The 18,200-nt window shown below is 64.7% G+C and carries 15 protein-coding genes; 7 read left to right on the forward strand and 8 right to left on the reverse strand.

The genetic code is table 11. From position 1 onward, the window contains the following. The first annotated feature begins 18 nt into the window (after positions 1-18). A complete protein-coding gene (locus D9V28_RS03430; protein ID WP_121658276.1) occupies positions 19-675 on the forward strand; it encodes a DUF8185 domain-containing protein in 657 nt (218 codons plus the stop codon). Here D9V28_RS03430 and D9V28_RS16215 read toward each other — a convergent pair. From D9V28_RS16215 to pepN, 6 genes are all read right to left on the reverse strand, one after another. Next, positions 661-891, reverse strand: a complete 231-nt coding sequence (locus D9V28_RS16215; RefSeq protein WP_229727711.1) for a hypothetical protein — start codon at positions 889-891, stop codon at positions 661-663. The genes D9V28_RS03430 and D9V28_RS16215 overlap by 15 nt on opposite strands. Positions 892-894: 3 nt before the next feature. Beyond that, positions 895-1,584: an aminoglycoside phosphotransferase family protein gene (locus D9V28_RS03435; protein ID WP_229727712.1), complete on the reverse strand. Its 690-nt coding sequence runs from the start codon at positions 1,582-1,584 to the stop codon at positions 895-897. Positions 1,585-1,607: 23 nt separating this feature from the next. Further along, on the reverse strand, positions 1,608-3,284 hold the full coding sequence (locus tag D9V28_RS03440; RefSeq protein WP_121658277.1) for an FAD-binding dehydrogenase: 1,677 nt from the start codon (positions 3,282-3,284) through the stop codon (positions 1,608-1,610). Positions 3,285-3,360: 76 nt separating this feature from the next. Then, positions 3,361-3,753, reverse strand: a complete 393-nt coding sequence (locus tag D9V28_RS03445) for a globin (protein WP_121658278.1) — start codon at positions 3,751-3,753, stop codon at positions 3,361-3,363. Next, positions 3,750-4,760, reverse strand: coding sequence for a mechanosensitive ion channel family protein (locus D9V28_RS03450; RefSeq protein ID WP_229727713.1), 1,011 nt, complete (start codon positions 4,758-4,760; stop codon positions 3,750-3,752). Before D9V28_RS03450 ends, D9V28_RS03445 begins: the two co-directional genes overlap by 4 nt. A gap of 177 nt (positions 4,761-4,937) precedes the next feature. Further along, a complete protein-coding gene (gene pepN / locus D9V28_RS03455; protein ID WP_121658280.1) occupies positions 4,938-7,484 on the reverse strand; it encodes an aminopeptidase N in 2,547 nt (848 codons plus the stop codon). A gap of 135 nt (positions 7,485-7,619) precedes the next feature. On the opposite strand from pepN, the gene D9V28_RS03460 reads away from it, so the two are divergent. Genes D9V28_RS03460 through D9V28_RS03475 form a run of 4 tightly spaced genes read left to right on the forward strand, consistent with a single transcriptional unit; the run spans position 7,620 to position 11,346 of the window. Beyond that, positions 7,620-8,234 (forward strand): mycothiol-dependent nitroreductase Rv2466c family protein, encoded by a 615-nt coding sequence (locus D9V28_RS03460; protein WP_121658281.1) that lies wholly within the window; start codon positions 7,620-7,622, stop codon positions 8,232-8,234. A gap of 44 nt (positions 8,235-8,278) precedes the next feature. Then, the gene (locus D9V28_RS03465) at positions 8,279-8,785 is read left to right on the forward strand and encodes a ribose-5-phosphate isomerase (RefSeq protein WP_121658882.1); all 507 of its coding nucleotides are present in this window, start codon (positions 8,279-8,281) and stop codon (positions 8,783-8,785) included. A gap of 1 nt (position 8,786) precedes the next feature. Further along, positions 8,787-9,782 carry an Fpg/Nei family DNA glycosylase gene (locus tag D9V28_RS03470; RefSeq protein WP_121658282.1) on the forward strand — a complete coding sequence of 332 codons (996 nt, stop codon included), beginning with the start codon at positions 8,787-8,789 and terminating at the stop codon, positions 9,780-9,782. A gap of 40 nt (positions 9,783-9,822) precedes the next feature. After that, on the forward strand, positions 9,823-11,346 hold the full coding sequence (locus D9V28_RS03475; protein WP_121658283.1) for an amidohydrolase: 1,524 nt from the start codon (positions 9,823-9,825) through the stop codon (positions 11,344-11,346). 55 nt (positions 11,347-11,401) lie between these two features. Here the strand turns inward: D9V28_RS03475 and D9V28_RS03480 are convergent, their stop codons facing one another. Continuing rightward, entirely contained in the window at positions 11,402-11,887 is a 486-nt protein-coding gene (locus D9V28_RS03480) for a Dps family protein (protein ID WP_121658284.1), read from the reverse strand. 208 nt (positions 11,888-12,095) lie between these two features. On the opposite strand from D9V28_RS03480, the gene D9V28_RS03485 reads away from it, so the two are divergent. Both D9V28_RS03485 and D9V28_RS03490 read left to right on the forward strand, forming a co-directional pair. Then, positions 12,096-13,526, forward strand: coding sequence for a sensor histidine kinase (locus D9V28_RS03485; protein ID WP_229727714.1), 1,431 nt, complete (start codon positions 12,096-12,098; stop codon positions 13,524-13,526). Between the two features lie 25 nt (positions 13,527-13,551). Continuing rightward, positions 13,552-14,211 (forward strand): response regulator transcription factor, encoded by a 660-nt coding sequence (locus D9V28_RS03490; protein ID WP_121658884.1) that lies wholly within the window; start codon positions 13,552-13,554, stop codon positions 14,209-14,211. A gap of 52 nt (positions 14,212-14,263) precedes the next feature. Here the strand turns inward: D9V28_RS03490 and D9V28_RS03495 are convergent, their stop codons facing one another. After that, a complete protein-coding gene (locus D9V28_RS03495; protein WP_147440900.1) occupies positions 14,264-18,193 on the reverse strand; it encodes an SCO7613 C-terminal domain-containing membrane protein in 3,930 nt (1,309 codons plus the stop codon). Between the last annotated feature and the right edge of the window lie 7 nt (positions 18,194-18,200).

The raw sequence follows: 18,200 nt of genomic DNA on the forward strand, positions 1-18,200 counted from the left end.
AGGTAGTTTAGACAGCAGATGAACAACACATTTGCGCTTACAGACCCCCTCGCACTCGCCGATCTCACCGTGTATCTCTCTCGAGTCCGACTTGTCGACGATACGGCCGTTCGCGTGATCGCAGGGGGCGGGGTCCTCGCCGTCTATTCCGCTGTGCTCGCGCCGCGAGGTCTCCTCGACCGCAGCCCAACGGTTCTCGGCCTGCGAACGTTCGCCGAGACATCCGGTGCAAACTTCGACCGTGTTATCGCTCCCGCCTCTCTGAGCGATCGGATCGCCAAAATCGAATCCGACGGTGCCGGTGTACTCGAGATCAGCCTGCCCGACAGCGACGTTTCAGCGAGTTGGGCCGGAATTTCGCCGCCGCGCGGTGGCTGGGGTCGGGTCGGAGAATTGAGCGGTGTAGCTCTCGAATTGGCCGCCCGAGACGGAGCAGGTGAAGTGGCGCGCGCCATTCCGGCGAACACGGGGGACATGATCGTTCAGCGAGTGCGCTCGGATGTCTGGTCCCGGCCGCTCACGGGCTTCGATGCCGTTCCAGCCGGAGTCGCCTTCGCAGCAGCGAGCCTTGGTTTCCTGGCCGGCGAAGAGGAAGTACCACTCTTCGCCTCGGGACAGTGGCTGAGAGCCAGCACGTATCGCGGGCACGTTCTCGCTCGGTCACTCGTTGTGTGATCGTTCGATCGAACCGGTGGCAGACTGGTCGGCCAGAACCTCGGCGATGGTCTCAGCCCCCATTTGCTGAAATAGAGGTGCGTCGTCGGAGTAGACGACAAGGGCGGTAGCCACACACAGGGCCCAACCCTGCGCGCGAAGCCACGTCGTCTCGGAGACGGCTTGGGATCGCGAGATGGCCGACCGAAAGTTCTTGCGGCCCGCGCTGTCGAACACGAGCTAGGCCGCAGCAAGGTCCATGGCCGGGTCGCCCGCCGTCAGGTCACCGAAGTCGAGGACGGCAGCTAACGAACCGTCGACAGTCACCAGATTCGCCGGGTGGAGATCACCGTGCAGCCACAGCGGTGGGCCGTCCCACGCCGGAGCGGCGACCGCCCGGTGCCAGACGCCCGAGACCGCCGCAGCGTCCGGAACGCGGTCCGAGTCGAGACGCTTCATCACGTCGGCATGTCGATGCTCGAGCGGAACACCGCGGAAACGGTTCTTCGGAGCCTCCTCTGGCGCGGGTATGTGCACGTTCGTGAGAAAGCCAGCGAGCGACTCGGCAAGTCCGGCGCGCGCGGAACGGGGGAGAGAAGCGGCTATGGTGCCGTCGAACCAGGTGGACACGGTCCAGAACCAGGGAAACCACGGCGTTGGCGTGCCGATGCGCAGTGGGCGTGGCACCGCAACCTCGACCCGTGCGGCGATGTCGGGCAGCCAGCGCTGCTCGTTCCTGAGCAGCTCAGCGGCGACCTGCCGACGGGGGAGTCGAACGACGAGGTCGGTACCGAGGCGGTAGATCGTGTTGTCCCACCCGTTTGTGACCAGTTCGAGAGGCAGCGCAGAGAGCTCAGGATGCTGCGCTCGAAGCAGACGTCGAACGAGTTCGGGTGACACATCGATGTCTGCGACAGGACTGCTCGGCATCCTTTCAGTATGCCCGGCCGAGGTCAGGAGAGTTGCGCGTGGATGGCGCGGCCGACAGTCCGACCGGTGAAGAGGCATCCGCCAAGAAACGTTCCCTCGAGCGAGCGATACCCGTGCATTCCGCCGCCACCAAACCCGCTTGCTTCGCCTGCCGCATACAGGCCGGGGATCGCCATACCGGCGGCGCCGAGCGCCCGCCCGGAGAGGTCCGTCTGAATGCCGCCCAGGCTCTTCCGAGTGAGAATGTGGAGCTTCACTGCGATAAGCGGACCGGCTTTCGGGTCCAGAATCCGGTGTGGTGAAGCAACACGAATGAGTTTGTCGCCCAGGTATTTGCGCGCACCACGGATCGCCGTGATTTGCGGGTCCTTCGAGAAGTCATTGTCGAGCTGCGCGTCCCGCAGGCGAATCTCCCGTTCGACCTGCCCGCCGTCGAGCGGTGCCTCCGGCGCTATCCGCCGCATCCCGGCGACAAGCTCTGGCAGGGTGCCGGCGACCACGAAGTCCTCGCCCTTCTGTTTGAAAGCCTCCACAGGTCCTGGAGCGCCCGGAGCGACACGTTTGAGCAGCAATCTGAGGTCTTTGTCGGTGAGATCCGGGTTCTGCTCACTGCCCGACAGTGCAAACTCTTTCTCGATGATTTTCTGGGTGAGCACAAACCAGGAATGATCGTGTCCTGTGCGACGAAGGTGCTCAAGCGTGCCGAGAGTGTCGAAGCCGGGAAACAGCGGAGCGGGGAGTCGTTTCCCTGTCGCATCAAGCCACACCGAGGACGGTCCGGGAAGGATACGGATGCCATGACTCGCCCACACGGGATCGTAATTGGTGATTCCCTCCGTGTAGTGCCACATGCGGTCGCCGTTGACCAGACGGGCGCCCGCGCGGGATGCGATCTCGATGCCTCTGCCGTCGACGGATGCGGGTACTCCCGACAGCATGTGCGTTGGCGGAGAACCCAAGTGGGCCGGCCACTGCGATCGAACCAGCTCATGATTGCCGCCGATTCCGCCGGTTGTCACGACCACAGCGTCCGCGCGTAGTTCGAAATCGTTGAGCTCGTCGCGGCTACTGGCCACTCCGCGTGGAACACTCGATGGCGCGAGCACACGGCCACGCACACCGGTGACTGCTCTGTTGGTCGTCACGAGCTCGTCGACACGGTGACGGTGAAGCACACGAATGCGTCCGACCCTCACCCCGTTGCTGACGCGGCGTTGGAATGGCGCGACAACGCCAGGACCGGTGCCCCAGACGATGTGGAACCGCGGAACAGAGTTGCCGTGACCACCCGCGTTGTAGCCACCGCGTTCAGCCCAACCGACGACCGGAAAGAAGCTCAGGCCCTGCGCGGTCAGCCACGATCGTTTTTCACCAGCCGCGAAGTCGACGTAAGCGTCCGCCCATCGGCGGCCCCAGTCATCCTCCGGCCGGTCGAAAGCGGCGCTTCCCGCCCAGTCCTGCAGGGCAAGTTCCCGCGAGTCGTGGATGCCCATGCGGCGTTGTTCAGGCGAGTCGACGAGGAAGAGCCCGCCAAACGACCACCAGGCCTGGCCGCCAAGTGAGGATTCTGGCTCCTGGTCGACCAGGATGACCTGCCTGCCGGCGTCGGAGAGTTCGGCAGCGGTGACCAGACCGGCCAGCCCAGCTCCGACGACGATCACATCGGCAGAGGACGAGGCGGAATCGAGGGGGACTGGCATCCGTTCTCCTTCATCCCGGGTGGCAACGGTGCCGACCGGTGCCACCCATCGTAGGAGATCAGAGCTTCAGGAGGGGTTACTCTTCGAAAGTGTTGACCATCGCCTGGGCTGCGCGCTCGAGGTAGTCCCAGAGGGTCGCCTCGTGCAACGGCGAGAGTCCTAGAGTTGCGACGGCAGCGCGCATGTGCGTGAGCCAGCGGTCGCGAGCGTCCGGGTTCACCTTGAACGGCATGTGCCTCATGCGCAGTCTGGGGTGCCCGCGCTGCTCACTGTAGGTCGACGGTCCGCCCCAGTACTGCTCGAAGAACATCGTGAGCCGCTCGGTTGCCGGTCCGAGATCGTCTTCGGGGTACATCGGCTTGAGCACAGGGTCATTTGCGATGCCCTCATAGAACTCGACCGAGAGCTTCTCGAACGTCGCCCGCCCGCCGACCTCGTCGTAGAAGGTGTTCGAATTGAGGTTCGTCATGGCTTCTGCGGCGCCTTCCGTTGGGCTTTCTTCACCGCGTGCGGAGCCTCGTTGACAACCTTCATCGGCTTGGTGCGCGGCGGGCGTGCGCCGGTGACCGATGCCGCACCGTCGAAGCCCTCAAGGACGACACTCTTGAGCGTCGGCAGCTGGATGCCCATCTCATCGGTGGCGTATTTGAGACGTGCACGAAGCTCGCGTGCGACATCGTCCTTTGCCGGCGGGCGAGTCTTGACGACGAGTCGAATAACGAGCGCTTCCTCGGAGATCGATTCGATACCCCACAGTTCGGGACGCTCAAGGATTCGGCTGCGCCACTTGGGGTCCTGCGCCAGCGAGGTTGCGGTCGAGAGCATGGTGTCCTGGACGGCCTCGATGTCGGTGTCGTACGGCACAGCAAGGTCGATGATCACTCGCGCCCAGCCCTGTGACATGTTGCCGACGCGCAGGATCTCACCGTTGCGCACGAACCAGAGTGTTCCGTTGACGTCGCGCACCTGAGTGATCCGGATTCCAACACGTTCAACTACACCGGTCGCCGGTCCGAGGTCGACGACGTCGCCGACACCAAGCTGGTCTTCCATCACCATGAACAGGCCGTTGAGCACGTCCTTGACGATGTTCTGGGCGCCGAAACCGAGGCCGGCACCGAGCGCGGCCGTCAGGATCGCGAGTGAACCAATAATCTGTGGGTCTATCTCGTTCACGATCAGAACGATCGTGACGACGACAACGGTCACGTTGACGATGTTTCCGAGGACAGTGCCCAGAGTTCGTGTGCGCTGTACGAGTCGAACCGCGGCGAGCGGAGACACGTTGAGCGCTTGCGTGTCTTCAGCACCCTGGGTCTTTTTCACACCGGAAACGATCTGGCCGACGACGCGGCGAATCACGAAGTGCAGCAACCACGAAGCGGCGAACGCTCCCACGATGATGATCACGATGGAAACGAGGGTGCCAAGGGGGGTCTTGAAGAAGGCGTCAACACCTTGCCAAAATTCAGTCATATTCATCGCGACCGAGTTTACGTTAGAGCTCTGAACGGATGCTGGAGGCCAGCCGCCTGCATCACCTCGCCGAATTTCGTGGCGTGCGTCGACGCATCCGTCTGTGTCTTAAACGAAAAAGGTGCCGTGTGCACCGTCCGGGGAACCAGACAGCACACACGGCACCTCGATGCGGAACTACGCCCGCGCGTCACGCTCCTGCGCCTTCAACGCACGCTCGACGCCAGCGAGGTTCTCGACGACGATCCGGCGAAGCGCAGGCGGTTCGGCGTTCTGGTTGAGCCACGCCACCGTCGCGTCGCGGAGTTCTGTGTTCGCGAGAGGAGCGGGGTACAGGCCCACAGCGAGGTACTCCGCGATCTTGTAGCTGCGCGAGGCCCAGATGCGCTGCAGCATCTCGAAGTAATCCGGAATGAACGACGCGAGCACGTCCTTGTCCCGTGCACGCTGAAATCCGATGCCCGTCCACTGCACAATGGCGTTCGGTGCGGTGTCGATGTCGACAACGGATGCCCACGCGGCGCGTTTCGCTTCCAGCGTCGGGAGGGCGGCGCGAGCGAGCGCTGCAGCCTTTGCACCGTTGGCTGTGTTGTCGCCAGCCAAAGCAGCGTTCACATCGTCGTTCCCCGCCACGCCGCCGGCCGTTAGCGCTGTGAGGAGCTCCCAGTCGAGGTCGGTGTCGATTTTCAGTCCGTCGAGGCTGATGTCGCCCGAGCGGAGTCCGCGGATCGCGTCGAAGTGTGCCTCGGTCGACGCGACACCGGCGAAGAACTTCACGAACTGGAACTGGGCGTCGCTTCCGGCCTCCGCCTCCTGGGCGAGGGTCCAGAGCGCGTCGCCGATCTCGACGAGAACCGTGTCACGAGCGTCGGGGGCGACGTACTGCGTTGCTGCGAGCACCAACTGGTTGAGGGTCGTCCGGATCGTTGTCGACTCGGTCTCCGTTGCGATGTTGCCGAGAACCAGCCGGACGTAGTCCCGCGCAGGGGTCTCTGCGTCACGAGTCGCATCCCAGGCGGCCGCCCAGACCAGCGAGCGCGCAAGCGGGTCCTCGATCGCGGCGAGGGACTCGGTTGCAACGGCGAGTGACGCGTCGTCGAGACGGATCTTCGCGTAGGCGAGGTCATCGTCGTTGAGCAACACCAAGTCGGGGCGCTTCGTGCCGACGAACTCGGTCACGTCGGTGCGCTCGCCGTCCACGTCCAACTCGATCCTGTGCTCGCGGACGAGCTTTCCGTCGACGAGGTTGTAGAACCCGATCGCCAGGCGGTGCGGGCGGATGGTCGGATATTCCTCGACCGCGGACTGAAGCACCGCGAACGAGGTGATGACCCCCGAGTCGTCGACGGTGATTTCGGGACGCAACGTGTTCACACCAGCGGTCTCGAGCCACAGCTTGCCCCAGTTGCTGAGGTCGCGGCCCGATGCCGCCTCAAGCTCGCTGAGCAGGTCAACGAGTTCGGTGTTGCCGTACTCGTGCTTCTTGAAGTAGGCAGCGACACCGGCGTAGAAGGCCTCGATTCCAACCCAGGCAACGAGCTGCTTGAGTACTGAGCCCCCCTTGGCGTAGGTGATGCCGTCGAAGTTGACCTGCACATCCTCAAGGTCGTTGATGGTCGCGACAATCGGGTGCGTCGACGGCAGCTGGTCCTGCTTGTATGCCCAGCTCTTCTCCATGGCGTTGAATGTCGTCCATGCGCCGGTCCACTCGGTGGCCTCGGCGACAGCGATGGTCGACGCCCACTCGGCGAACGACTCGTTGAGCCAGAGGTCGTTCCACCACTTCATGGTGACGAGGTCGCCGAACCACATGTGCGCGAGCTCGTGCAGGATCGTGACTACGCGACGTTCCTTGATGGCATCCGTCACCTTGGAACGGAAGACGTACGCCTCCGTGAACGTGACGGCACCGGCGTGCTCCATTGCACCGGCGTTGTACTCGGGAACGAAGAGCTGGTCATACTTCGGGAACGGGTACGGGTAGTCGAAGTTCTTCTCGAAGTATTCGAAGCCCTGGCGGGTCTTCTCGAAGATGTAGTCAGCGTCAAGATATTCGGCAAGGCTCTGACGGCAGAACACACCGAGCGGAATGGTGCGTCCATCGCTCGAGGTCAGTTCGCTGCGCACAGAGACGTACGGTCCGGCAATGATCGCCGTGATGTAGCTCGACATGCGCTGAGTCGGTTCGAAGGTCCAGGTCTTCGAGCCTTCGCCGGCGGCGACGGGTTCCGGGGTGGGGGAGTTCGAGATGACGTCCCAGTGCTCGGGCGCGGTCACCGTGAACTGGAAGGTCGCCTTGAGGTCCGGCTGCTCGAACACTGCGTACATCCGGCGCGAGTCAGGAACCTCGAACTGGCTGTATAGGTAGACCTCGTTGTCGACGGGGTCGACGAAACGGTGGAGGCCTTCGCCGGTGTTCATGTAGATCATGTCGGCGTCGACGACGAGTTCGTTTTCCGCCTGCAGGTTATCCAGAGCGATACGGATGCCATCACTCACGACGGCAGGATCAAGGTCGACACCGTTGAGGGTCACCGAGTGCACGGTGCGAGTGATCGCGTCGATGAAGGTTGAGGCGCCCGGCGTCGCCGTGAAGCGGACGGTCGTCGTTGACCGGAAGGTCTCCGGGCCTGTTGTGAGGTCGAGGGTGATCGAGTAGCTCGAGGTGGAAACGAGCGATGCCCGTTCCTGTGCTTCGGCGCGGGTGAGGTTTTCTCCAGGCAACGCTGAACTCCTTAGTGCAATGGGAACTGTGGACCGAGTCGGATTGTGTCCGAGATTCCAGCGTAGTGCCGGGCCCCGCCTGGCAATCGGGATAATCAGGGGAGGATGCGCCCAAATTCGTGATTGGCTGGACTCATGAGCACCGATACCGCTACAGCAGTCGACTTCTGGTTTGACCCCTCCTGCCCATGGGCCTGGATGACGTCCCGATGGGTGGACGAGGTTGCCACCTCCCGCAACCTCGACGTGACCTGGCACGTGATGAGCCTCGCGGTGCTCAACGAGGACAAGGATGTGTCGGACGACTACAAGGCGTTTTTCCCGCGCGCCCTTCGGTACACCCGGCTGGTAGCCGCAGCGAAGGAAGAGTACGGGCAGGCGATCGTGAAGCCGCTGTACGACGCCCTTGGTATGCAGATTCACCCGGGCGAGTCGAAGGACCCCGACATCGTGATCCCGCAGGCGCTCGCCGAGGTGGGCCTGCCACCGGAGTTCGCTGAACACTCCTTGGGCGACGCATACGACCCGCAGATGCGCGCAAGCCACTTCGACGGCATCGAGCGTGTCGGCCAGGATGTCGGAACCCCAGTGATCGCCGTGAACGGCACAGCATTCTTCGGTCCGGTGCTCTCGCCTGCTCCCAAGGGTGACGACGCCGTGCGACTGTGGGACGGCATCGTGGCGGCCGCGTCCTTCCCGGGTTTCTTCGAACTCAAGCGCAGCCGCACGGTCGGCCCGATCTTCGACTGAAACCGATGAGCACGGCCGGCGCTGGGGAACGGCAGAATGGAAGCATGCGCATCCACATCGCCACCGACCACGCCGGCCTCGATTTCAGCACCGAACTCCAGGAGCACCTCCGCAGCAATGGTCACGAGGTCATCGACCACGGGCCGGTCGAGTACGACGCCCTCGACGACTACCCGGCATTCTGCATCAATGCGGCCCAGGCCGTCGTGAAGGACCAGCAGGCGGGAGTGGACGCCCTCGGAGTGGTCTTCGGTGGTTCCGGAAACGGTGAGCAGATCGCCGCGAATAAGGTCCGTGGCATCCGTGCTGCCCTCGTCTGGAATGAGAGCACCGCAAAACTCGCGCGAGACCACAACGACGCGAACGTGATCTCGATCGGTGCACGACAGCACTCCTTCGACGAGGTGAAGTCGTTCATCGACGCGTTCGTCGCTGAACCGTTCTCGGGCGACGAACGCCACGCCCGTAGGATCGCGCAGCTCGCCGAGTACGAGACGACGGGCACGATCGTCGGCAAGGGCGTCGACGCGACTCACGCCGAACGGAGTTAGCGTGCCTGAGGGTCACTCCGTCCACCGCATTGCGCGGCAGTTCCGGTCGAACTTCCAGGGACAGCGGGTCACAGCGTCCAGTCCGCAGGGGCGGTTCGCCGAGGGCGCCTCAGTGCTCTCCGGCCGCACCCTCGTCGATGTGAAAGCCGTCGGCAAGCAGATGTTCCTCGACTTTGACGACGAACTCTGGCTGCGGGTACACCTCGGCATGTACGGCGCCTGGGACTTCGCCGGTGAAATCACGGCAGACGCGACCATCGCGAGCGCCAACGGCCGGATGGGACAGACCAACCAGCACGGAACCGATCTCGCAGCGGCAATTCTCGACGACGCGGGGGAGAACTCGCTGCACTCGATCGGTGCACCCCGGAATACCCGGGTGCGAATGTCGGAGCAGACCAAGGGACTTGCCGGTGAGGAATGGGACACCTTCCCGCCTCCTCCGGTCGGTGCGGTCCGGCTGCGCCTGCTGACCAAGCACGCCGTCGCCGACCTTCGCGGACCGACGGCATGCGAAATTCTGGACAGCACCGCAGTGAACGCCGTGATCGCGAAGCTCGGCCCAGACCCGCTCCTCGATCCGAGCTCGGCCGCCGAAGACCGGTTCACCGCCGTCGTGCGGAAGAAGGCGACGCCCATCGGCCTTCTGCTCATGGACCAGTCTGTCGTCTCGGGTATCGGCAACGTGTACCGCGCCGAGATGCTCTTCCGATCGCGCATCGACCCGCACACTCCGGGCAAGTTGATCCCGGAGGAACTGGTGCGCGGCCTGTGGCGCGACTGGGCGCGACTGTTGCCGATCGGCGTCGAGACCGGCCAGATGATGACGATGGACGATCTCGAGGGTGAGGACTACCGCAGGGCGATGGCCAGCCGCGACGACCGGCACTGGGTCTACAAGCGAGAGGGTTTGCCGTGCCGCGTCTGTGGAACACACATCCTGCTCGAGGTGATGGGCGCCCGAAAGTTGTACTGGTGCCCCAACTGCCAGCGCTGATGGAGCCGGGAATGACCCACCCAACGCGAGAGTGTTTGTGATGACGGAGTTTCGGCTGAGCGCCGCTCGCCCCGGCTCAGGCATCCGCTCAACCCTGACGAACGCCCGCATCGTCGGCTCGAACGGCGAGCCTGTCGACATCGAGCTCGAAGACGCGCAGATCGCCGCTATCCGACCGGCGAACGCAACAGGCCCGACAGGGGAACGCACAAATCTCGACGGCCGGTGGGTTCTGCCAGGGCTGTGGGACCACCACGTTCACTTCACCCAGGTGGCGCTCGCGTCGCGGCGGCTCGACCTCACGACCAGTACCTCCGCGGCGTCCGTTGTGAGCCTGGTCGACGGGTATGTTTCCGCTGTCGGTTCGAACCTGCCGGCAGGCGAAACCCTCGTTGGCACCGGGTTCCGTGACGCGATGTGGCCGGACCCTCCCAACCTTGACGAGTTCGACAGGGCGGCCCAGGGACGAAGTGTCGTTCTGATCGGCGCCGACCTGCACTGCGTCTGGCTCAACAGAGCAGCCCTCATCCGGTTCGGGCACGCTGGGCACCCCACAGGCATGCTCCGCGAAGAGGATGCGTTCGCGGTGAGCAAAGCGCTCCGCGCCGACGACATCGCTGTCGACGAGTGGGCCAGGGACGCCGCAGATGCTGCGGCCGCCCGCGGTGTCGTCGGTATCGTCGACTTCGAGATGGCGTGGAATCTCGAGGTCTGGAAGCGGCGTGCGCTGTCGGGCGGCACAGCGCTCAGGGTTCGTTTCGGAATCTACCCGGCTGACCTCGACCGGGCGCTGGCCGAGCGGTTGTCCACGGGCCAGATCGTTCCGCACACCCACGGCCTCGTCGAGGTGGGCTCGCTCAAGGTGATCACCGACGGCTCACTCAACACTCGGAGCGCCTACTGTGACGACGACTATGAGGGACTGAGCGGTCGACCCGACGCACACGGAGTACTCACCGTGCCGCAGGACGAACTCATCGACCTTATGCGGCGGGCCCGGGCGGGGGGCCTCCACAGTGCCATCCACGCGATCGGCGACCGCGCCAACGCACTCGCGCTTGATGCATTCGCCGCCACGGGCGCCACAGGATCGATCGAGCACGCGCAGTTGCTTCGTGACGCCGACGTTGCTCGATTCGCCGCGCTCGGTGTGACCGCCAGTGTGCAGCCCGAGCACGCCATGGACGACCGAGATGCGGCCGAGCGGTTGTGGCCAGGCCGGACACGACGTGCCTTCGTTCTCCGCAGCCTGCTCGACGCCGGCGCAACGCTCGCCCTGGGCTCTGACGCTCCCGTCGCTCCACTCGATCCGTGGATTGCCATGTCAGCAGCGGTCGGAAGGTCGAGACAGAACCGCGCCCCGTGGCATCCGGAACAATCAATCACCGTTTCTGAAGCGCTTGCCGCGACCACACGCACTCCGAACGATCGTGTCGCGACTGGCCACCGTGCCGACCTCGCGATCGTCGACGCGAACCCGCTGTCGTCAACAGCAGATGAACTCAGACGGATGCCTGTGGCCGCGACCCTGCTGAACGGCCGGTTCACGCACTCGGCGCTGTAGACCGCAAAAAGAGGGCCGCCCGAAGGCGACCCTCTTCTCGAGCGGGGAACGCGCGCTACTTGGCGACGTGGGCGACGAGGAACCAGCGGTCCTTCTCGAGGCCACGGGAGATCTCAATAGCGATGTCCTGGCTGGTGAGGTCGATGGCGTCGAGTTCGTCAACAGCGGTCTTCACAGTGGTGAGGGCGGCGTCGATCTGGGCGACGAACTCGGCGATGGTGACGTTCGACTGCTGGAAGCCAGCGGTCAGCTCGCCGGTTGTAGTCTTCGCGGCGACCGTCGACAGTCGAGCGTCGACCGGGAGCCCAAGTGCGACGATGCGCTCGGCTGCGCTGTCTGCCCAGTCCTGCGCGTGCTCAACGATGGTGTCGAGGAGTTCGTGGACTCCGACGAAGTTGGCTCCGCGAACGTGCCAGTGTGCCTGCTTGCCGTTGACGACGAGTGCGGTGAGGTCGAGAACGACCGGGCTCAGAAACTGAGCGACGCCAGCGGCGACGTCAGGGCTGACGGAGGTCTGTGAAACTGTGGTGATGTCTGTCATGGTGTTCCCCTTCACTTGCGCGTTGGTTGAGGTGCGCTCTGGGTGCAACGCTACTCACGCTCGCGCATTACGCAAGCAAGACAAGGCTCCGCTTACCTTGTGATAAAAGGTAAAACGGTGCCCGGGGGAGGGTGCGGGGGTTTTCCCCCCGATGGATCCGGGTGGCAGCTGGATACCTGGGTCCCCGCCCGATCGCGAGGCTGGATGCATGACAACAAACTATGTTCCGAACGGGATGACCGCAGAGACCGGTGTGATCTCTGCCACTCTTGACAATATGACTGCGGGAACCGGACCAGAGACCAGGGACCCGCGTCAGGCCAACGGCTACGGAGCGCTCTGGCGCGGAGTGCCGCGCGAACTGGGCTTCCTTCTTCTCACGCTGCCGATTGCGGTCATCGGGTTCTCGGTGGTCGTGACGCTCTTCTCGGCGGGCGCAGGCCTCCTGGTTGTTGTGGTCGGCTTGTTCGTGCTCACCGCAGCGCTCTACGTCGCCCGCGCGTTCGGCACCTCCGAGCTTGTTCGGCTTGAGGCTGCAGGGAGAGCGCCGATTCCCCGGCCGGCGTGGAGCCGGGCTGGCGAGAACGCGGGCTTCTGGCGCAAGACGATCGGCCCTCTGGCCCAGGGGCACTACTGGACCTATCTCCTCCACACGGGACTTGTCGGGTTTGTGCTCAGCGTCTTCTCCTGGACGGTGACCATCACCTGGCTGACCTCGGCGCTCGGCGGCCTGACCTACTGGGTTTGGGCGCCGTTCCTCCCGCAGGACCCGGACCAAATCTGGCTCGGCGAAGTGGTCTTCAACTTCTTCGCTCCACAGGCCGAACTGCCCGTTGCTCCGGCGGCTGCCGACATTCTTCTCATGTTGGGCATCGGAGTGGTGTTCCTCGCAACACTCCCGTTGGTCACCAGGGGACTCACCCTCCTGCACGACACCATCGCGCGCGGGCTCCTGTCACGCTGGCAGAGCGACGACCTCCGCACAGAGGTGGCGGCGCTCGCCGCTTCTCGTGGCGCAGCGGTGTCGGCCGAGGACCAGTCGGTGCGCCGGCTCGAGCGCGACATCCACGACGGTCCGCAGCAGCGGCTTGTTCGACTTCAAATGGACCTGGCGACCGCTGAGCGCCGAATGGCCTCAGACCCTGAAGCCGCCAAAGCCCTCATCGTCGAAGCCCGAGGACAGGCGAAAGCATCCCTTGAAGAGCTCCGGGCACTCTCTCGCGGGTTCGCGCCGCCCATCCTCGAGGACCGCGGTCTGGTCAGCGCCATCGAGTCGTTTACGGCTCTGAGCAGCATTCCTGTCACGGTGACAAACTCGCTGGAGCCGGGGACCCGGCTCCCTGCCGAGATCGAACGCAACGCGTACTTTGTGGTCGCCGAGCTGGTGACGAACGCGTCCAAGCACTCGAGCGCCACAGCCGTGCGCGTCGACATCACCGCACCAACAGACGCAACCGGTAATAGACGGCTGGACCTTCTGGTGGTGGACAACGGTGTCGGCGGGGCTCGATTCGATGCGGGGCACGGGCTGAGCGGACTCCGCGATCGCCTCAATGGTCTCCGCGGCACGATGACCGTCGACAGCCCTGCTGGGTTCGGTACTCGCGTGACAGCATCCGTCCCCGGAATTGACCGGTGACACCCAGCCCTATGCTGGCTGGGTGATGACGAAGCCTTCGCCCCCGATCCGTGTCGCTGTCGCCGATGACTCGGTGTTGCTGCGGGAGGGCCTCGTCCGGCTCTTCGAGGAAGCCGGTTTCGAGACAGTTGGTTCGTTCGGTGACGCGAAGGGCCTGCTCGCCGAGCTGGACTCCCTGAACGCGGACGTCGTTGTCCTGGACGTGCGGATGCCGCCGACCTACCGGGATGAGGGAGTGCGGGCGGCGATCGAGATTCGAAGGTCACGTCCGGGCGTTGGCATCCTGCTTCTGAGTCAGTACGTCGAGGCAACCTACGCAGAGGAATTGCTCGGCGCCTCAGCCGGGGGCGTCGGATACCTGCTCAAAGACCGTGTCGCCTCACTCGATGAGCTGCAGGATGCCGTTTCTCGCATTGCGGCCGGCGGCACGGTGCTTGACCCCGAAGTGGTTCGAGAACTTCTCTCCCACCGCAGGGACCCGCTTGTCACGTTGACGCCACGAGAGACAGAGGTTCTGCAGCTCATGGCGGAAGGGCTGAACAACCAGGGTGTCGCGGCTCGGCTCGTGATCGGGCTCGGTGCCGTCGAAAAGAACGTCACGGCGATCTTTTCGAAGCTGGGACTTGACGCCTCCGGCTCCGAGCACAGGCGAGTTCTCGCCGTGCTTCGGTACCTGCGCTCCTGACGTACCGGACCCGGTTCGTCCAGTCGTTCGTCGAGGCGCGAACGGGCGGAATTTAGCGCAGGGACGAAATGCTGCGCGCTGCCGAGCGGAGGTCTCGAATGCGCTTCTCGTACGTCGCGCCGCCCACGATGAGGATCACGCCTCCGATGCCCGCCCAGAGCCACCACGGCACAATGCCGTACAGGCCTGAGATCCACGGCCACAGTTGCGCCAGTGCGTGGACCACGAGGACGGTGGCGCCAACGAGGGTCGGAGCGCTGAGCTTCAAGGTGACACCGGCTCCGAACACCGCCAGGGCGACAACTCCGAGCGCGATGACCCTCCACAGTTCTGTGTTTCCGAAATCGGCGAGGAGAGAGGGCACGAGCAGCAAAAGGACCCCGGCGCCGAGCTCAGGCCACGATCGGGCCCGGAAGTCGAAGGCCATTCGAACTGCGCCCCCGATCAGCAATGCGATGGCGATGGGGACTGTCGCTTCCTCGAACGGATCGGCGAGCCCGGTGCCGACGGCCACCACCGCAACGAGCGCGGCCGCCGCGAGCGCGGTCCAGCGAACGAGCGGTGAGTTGACCCGCGGAAGGGAGGCGAGAAGGGACAGCGTCGACGTGAAGAGCAAGACCGCGAAAAAGCGCCAGAACTCCGCGGTCCCGTCGACCAGAGCATTCGTCGTGGGGACAGCGACCAGCACAGGGGCGAGAGCAATCGCGGCGGTGCCGAGAAGAGCGGGCGACCGTCGGCGGTAAAGCCAGAGGATTCCACCGATCAGAAGGAGACAGGCGACCGTCTCGTTCTGCCAGCCTTCCGATGCCCCGCGCTGCGAGAGCACGAGTACGGTCAAGGTCGCGGTGATCGTGCCCGCGAGCCAGGCGATGATGGCGACTGGGGTGCCTCGGAAGGCGGACGGCAGGAACGGACCACCGATGAGGAGGCCTGCCGCTGCGGCGACAACCAATACTCCTCGCAGTGGTTCGTTGGGGTCTGAAGCCAGAGCGGTCGGAAGAAGGGCAATCGAGAGAGCCGCCGCAAACAACACGGTGCGTCCGGTTGCGTTCGCCGTCGGCTCGCGTCGCATCACAATAAGCCCGAAGATCGTGAGGAGCAGCCCGGCCACGGGCAACGTGTAAAACTCGATGCCGGTCACATCGGCGCGGATGAGCGCCATCCACAGCGAACCCACCGCGAGAGGAAGGCCCACCCAGGCGATGTGGCGCCGGGGGCGGGAGCCTCGGACGACTCCACCATCACCGCTCGCTACAATCACGGCCGCGACCGCGAGGAGCAGAAGAATTGCCCATCCGAGGTCGTTCGAGGGCACCGCGCGCACGATGAGGGCCGCCGCGCAGAAACCGAGTGCGACGTCCCAGGCGATTCGCGCCAGCTGATTAGGGCGAAAGCGTGGCGAACGACCGGGCAGTTCTTCCGGGCGGAACAGGACAAGCGCAGCACCAGCGAGCACGACGACGGCGGCGGCTGCGGCCACAGGTGCCCGGGGAGAGTCGAATTGATCCCACAACACGGCGGCGAAGATCACGGCTAGCGCCGGCGCAACGAGCGCCGCCACATACCGCTCTGGCCATGCCGCCACGCCACGCACAACCTGCCAGAGCACCGCTGCACCCGCGGCGATTCCGCAGATCACAAGGAATGGCACAGCATCCGTGCCAATTCGGAACGAGAGTTCGAGAAGGCCAGCGGCAAGCGGAATAACCGTAACGGCCCCTGCCGTTGCTGATTCGGCGCGGCTGAACACACGCGCTGTCAGCGGGATTGCGAGGAGTATCGCGAGGGCGCAGAACGAGACCGAAAGGGCAGGCAGCGCGTGCGCCGTCGTCGTTCCCGTGACGGTTTCGAACCAGTCGGCGACCAGCCGCACACTGCCAAGCAGAACGGTGATCGCCACCGCAACGAGCAGGGGAGTGAGCCATCGCGCCGCCCGCGCCGCCCCGCCGACAACCTGCCGGAACACAATCACAATCGCGAGAGTGGCGAGCACCGCCAACGGGAACGTCACGGTGCTCGTCAAACCGACGAAGAAGACACCGGGGGTTGCGAGCGCAACCGTGGCCGCTGCGACGATCCGGTAGGGCTTGGGCAGTCGCCGCGAGGAGGTGGCGACCAGCGCCCCGGCAGCAAGGGCGAGAAAACCGAAGCCGGCCAGGGTTGGCGTTGACAGGGCGAAACACAGGGCGACCAGTCCGAGCCCGCCGAGCGCGGCCGGTACCCATCCTGTGCCGCGAAGGCGACCCAGAATTGCGAGAGCGGATGCCATAAGCACAGTAACGAGGACGAGGCCCAGAACCACGGTCCACCGGGAATCAGGCAGCACCAGGGGGAGGTTGTCGGTGACGGCGAGGCTGAACTCTCGCACGCTCAAAATCGCTGCGAACTGGCCGAACGTGACACAGATGGCCGGAAGGGTCGCCAGAGCGCCGACGCTGAGCGGTACCACGGTCGCCGCGCTGAGAAGCCCCGATCGAGCCGCCAGCTGCGGCAGTCGGGCGATGGCTGCGAGTATGACGGCGCCGAGCATCGCGAGCACGGCTGGTGCCCACAGCGTCGCGCTCAGCTCCGGGAGACGAAGCCACACGGCTGGACCCACAGCGGCAACGGTGAATCCAAGCCCCAGTGCGATCAGCAACTGCATCACCGAGGTGGCTGGTGGCGCCACCGGCGACGCCACCTGCGGCGCTTTTGAGCCCGGTACGTTCGCAGCGGGCGCCGTCGCCGGTGCAGTTTGGAATGGCGACACGAGGAGATGACCCAGCCAGACGAATGCCAGCAAGGTGAGAGAGATGACAGGGCCAGCGACCGGCCCGGGGAACGCGATCGCCGCAGGAAGAATCGCGAATGTCGCCGCGACGACTCCGAGCGCCCGAACGACGCCCCTCTCGATCGGGCCGAAGCGGATCAACGGCCATGAAAGTGCTGCTGCTCCGACCGCGGTGAGCGCTGCCCAGACCGGTGTGGTCGGTGCCGCATCCCTCAGGATGCCGAGGGTGAGGGCGAAGACACCGAACGGTGCCAGCAACACGGCCGAGAGGCTGAGGGTTCGAAGCGGAAGAGCGCGAATCCCAACAGCGAGGAGGGTCGCGAAAATGCCCGTGGCGAGTCCGGAGTAGAGCCAACCGTCCACGCCGCCGGAGCCGAACAGATCGTTGGCGCGGATGATCCACAGGTCGAGCAGGAGCAGAACAACGGCCAGGGCCGCGATTCCCTGCGCGGTTCCCGAGAGTCTTCGTCTGTGCAGGAGCCAGGCGATCCCGAACACGGCGACGCTCGCTACCGCTGTGAGCACGGATCGAACCTCGAGACTTGCAATCAGGTAGGCGAGCAGCACAAAGAAGATCGCCATGATGGAGACGAGGATGACGCCGACCGTGAGCATGAGGATTTGAATGCCCGAACGTCGTGGTCGGGCTGGCTCGGTCGAGGCGGCCGCTGGAGGCGCGGGCGGATGCTCCGGATACCAGGCGCTCAGCGGTGCAGCACCCTGTGGTGCAACGGTCTGCTGTGCCACATGTTGCTGTGCGACATTCTGCGGTGCAAAATTTTGGGCCGCGTTGTGCTGCGGTACCGCATGATGCGGTGCCGGGTAGTACGCGGCGGAGTTCCGCACGGCCATCGTGTGGGCCGCCGCTCGCGCACGCGCCATCTCGCGATCGGCCTGGTTTGCACGCATTTGTCGGAGGAGTTGCTGCCTCTTCCTTTCGGCGGAGACTATGTCGTTACCCGACCGGAAAACCTCGGATGCTTCGGCGCCGGAGAGGTCGAGACCGCAGTTGCCGCATACCGGGCCGGGCGACTGGTCAGCGCCCGGAGAGAAAGAGGCACCCGCCAGCGAACTGAAACATGACGGGCACAGGGCTGAATCCGTGAGGAATTCAGGCCGTGCTGGCCAGATGCCGGTCGGGCCAGCCGCAATGCCGGGCACCGGAAAGTCGGGGAATGCAGACGGCGGAGGGGAACCCGGGGTCGAAGACATGGCCCGA

This window comes from Mycetocola zhadangensis (genome assembly GCF_003668565.1).
Classification (GTDB): Bacteria; Actinomycetota; Actinomycetes; order Actinomycetales; family Microbacteriaceae; genus Mycetocola_A; species Mycetocola_A zhadangensis.

Coding starts and splice junctions, on each gene's coding strand:
- D9V28_RS03430 (WP_121658276.1), top strand. CDS start 19: ATGAACAACACATTTGCGCTTACAGACCCCCTCGCACTCGCCGATCTC.
- D9V28_RS03435 (WP_229727712.1), bottom strand. CDS start 1,584: ATGCCGAGCAGTCCTGTCGCAGACATCGATGTGTCACCCGAACTCGTT.
- D9V28_RS03440 (WP_121658277.1), bottom strand. CDS start 3,284: ATGCCAGTCCCCCTCGATTCCGCCTCGTCCTCTGCCGATGTGATCGTC.
- D9V28_RS03445 (WP_121658278.1), bottom strand. CDS start 3,753: ATGACGAACCTCAATTCGAACACCTTCTACGACGAGGTCGGCGGGCGG.
- D9V28_RS03450 (WP_229727713.1), bottom strand. CDS start 4,760: ATGACTGAATTTTGGCAAGGTGTTGACGCCTTCTTCAAGACCCCCCTT.
- D9V28_RS03460 (WP_121658281.1), top strand. CDS start 7,620: ATGAGCACCGATACCGCTACAGCAGTCGACTTCTGGTTTGACCCCTCC.
- D9V28_RS03465 (WP_121658882.1), top strand. CDS start 8,279: ATGCGCATCCACATCGCCACCGACCACGCCGGCCTCGATTTCAGCACC.
- D9V28_RS03475 (WP_121658283.1), top strand. CDS start 9,823: ATGACGGAGTTTCGGCTGAGCGCCGCTCGCCCCGGCTCAGGCATCCGC.
- D9V28_RS03480 (WP_121658284.1), bottom strand. CDS start 11,887: ATGACAGACATCACCACAGTTTCACAGACCTCCGTCAGCCCTGACGTC.
- D9V28_RS03485 (WP_229727714.1), top strand. CDS start 12,096: ATGACAACAAACTATGTTCCGAACGGGATGACCGCAGAGACCGGTGTG.
- D9V28_RS03490 (WP_121658884.1), top strand. CDS start 13,552: ATGACGAAGCCTTCGCCCCCGATCCGTGTCGCTGTCGCCGATGACTCG.
- D9V28_RS03495 (WP_147440900.1), bottom strand. CDS start 18,193: ATGTCTTCGACCCCGGGTTCCCCTCCGCCGTCTGCATTCCCCGACTTT.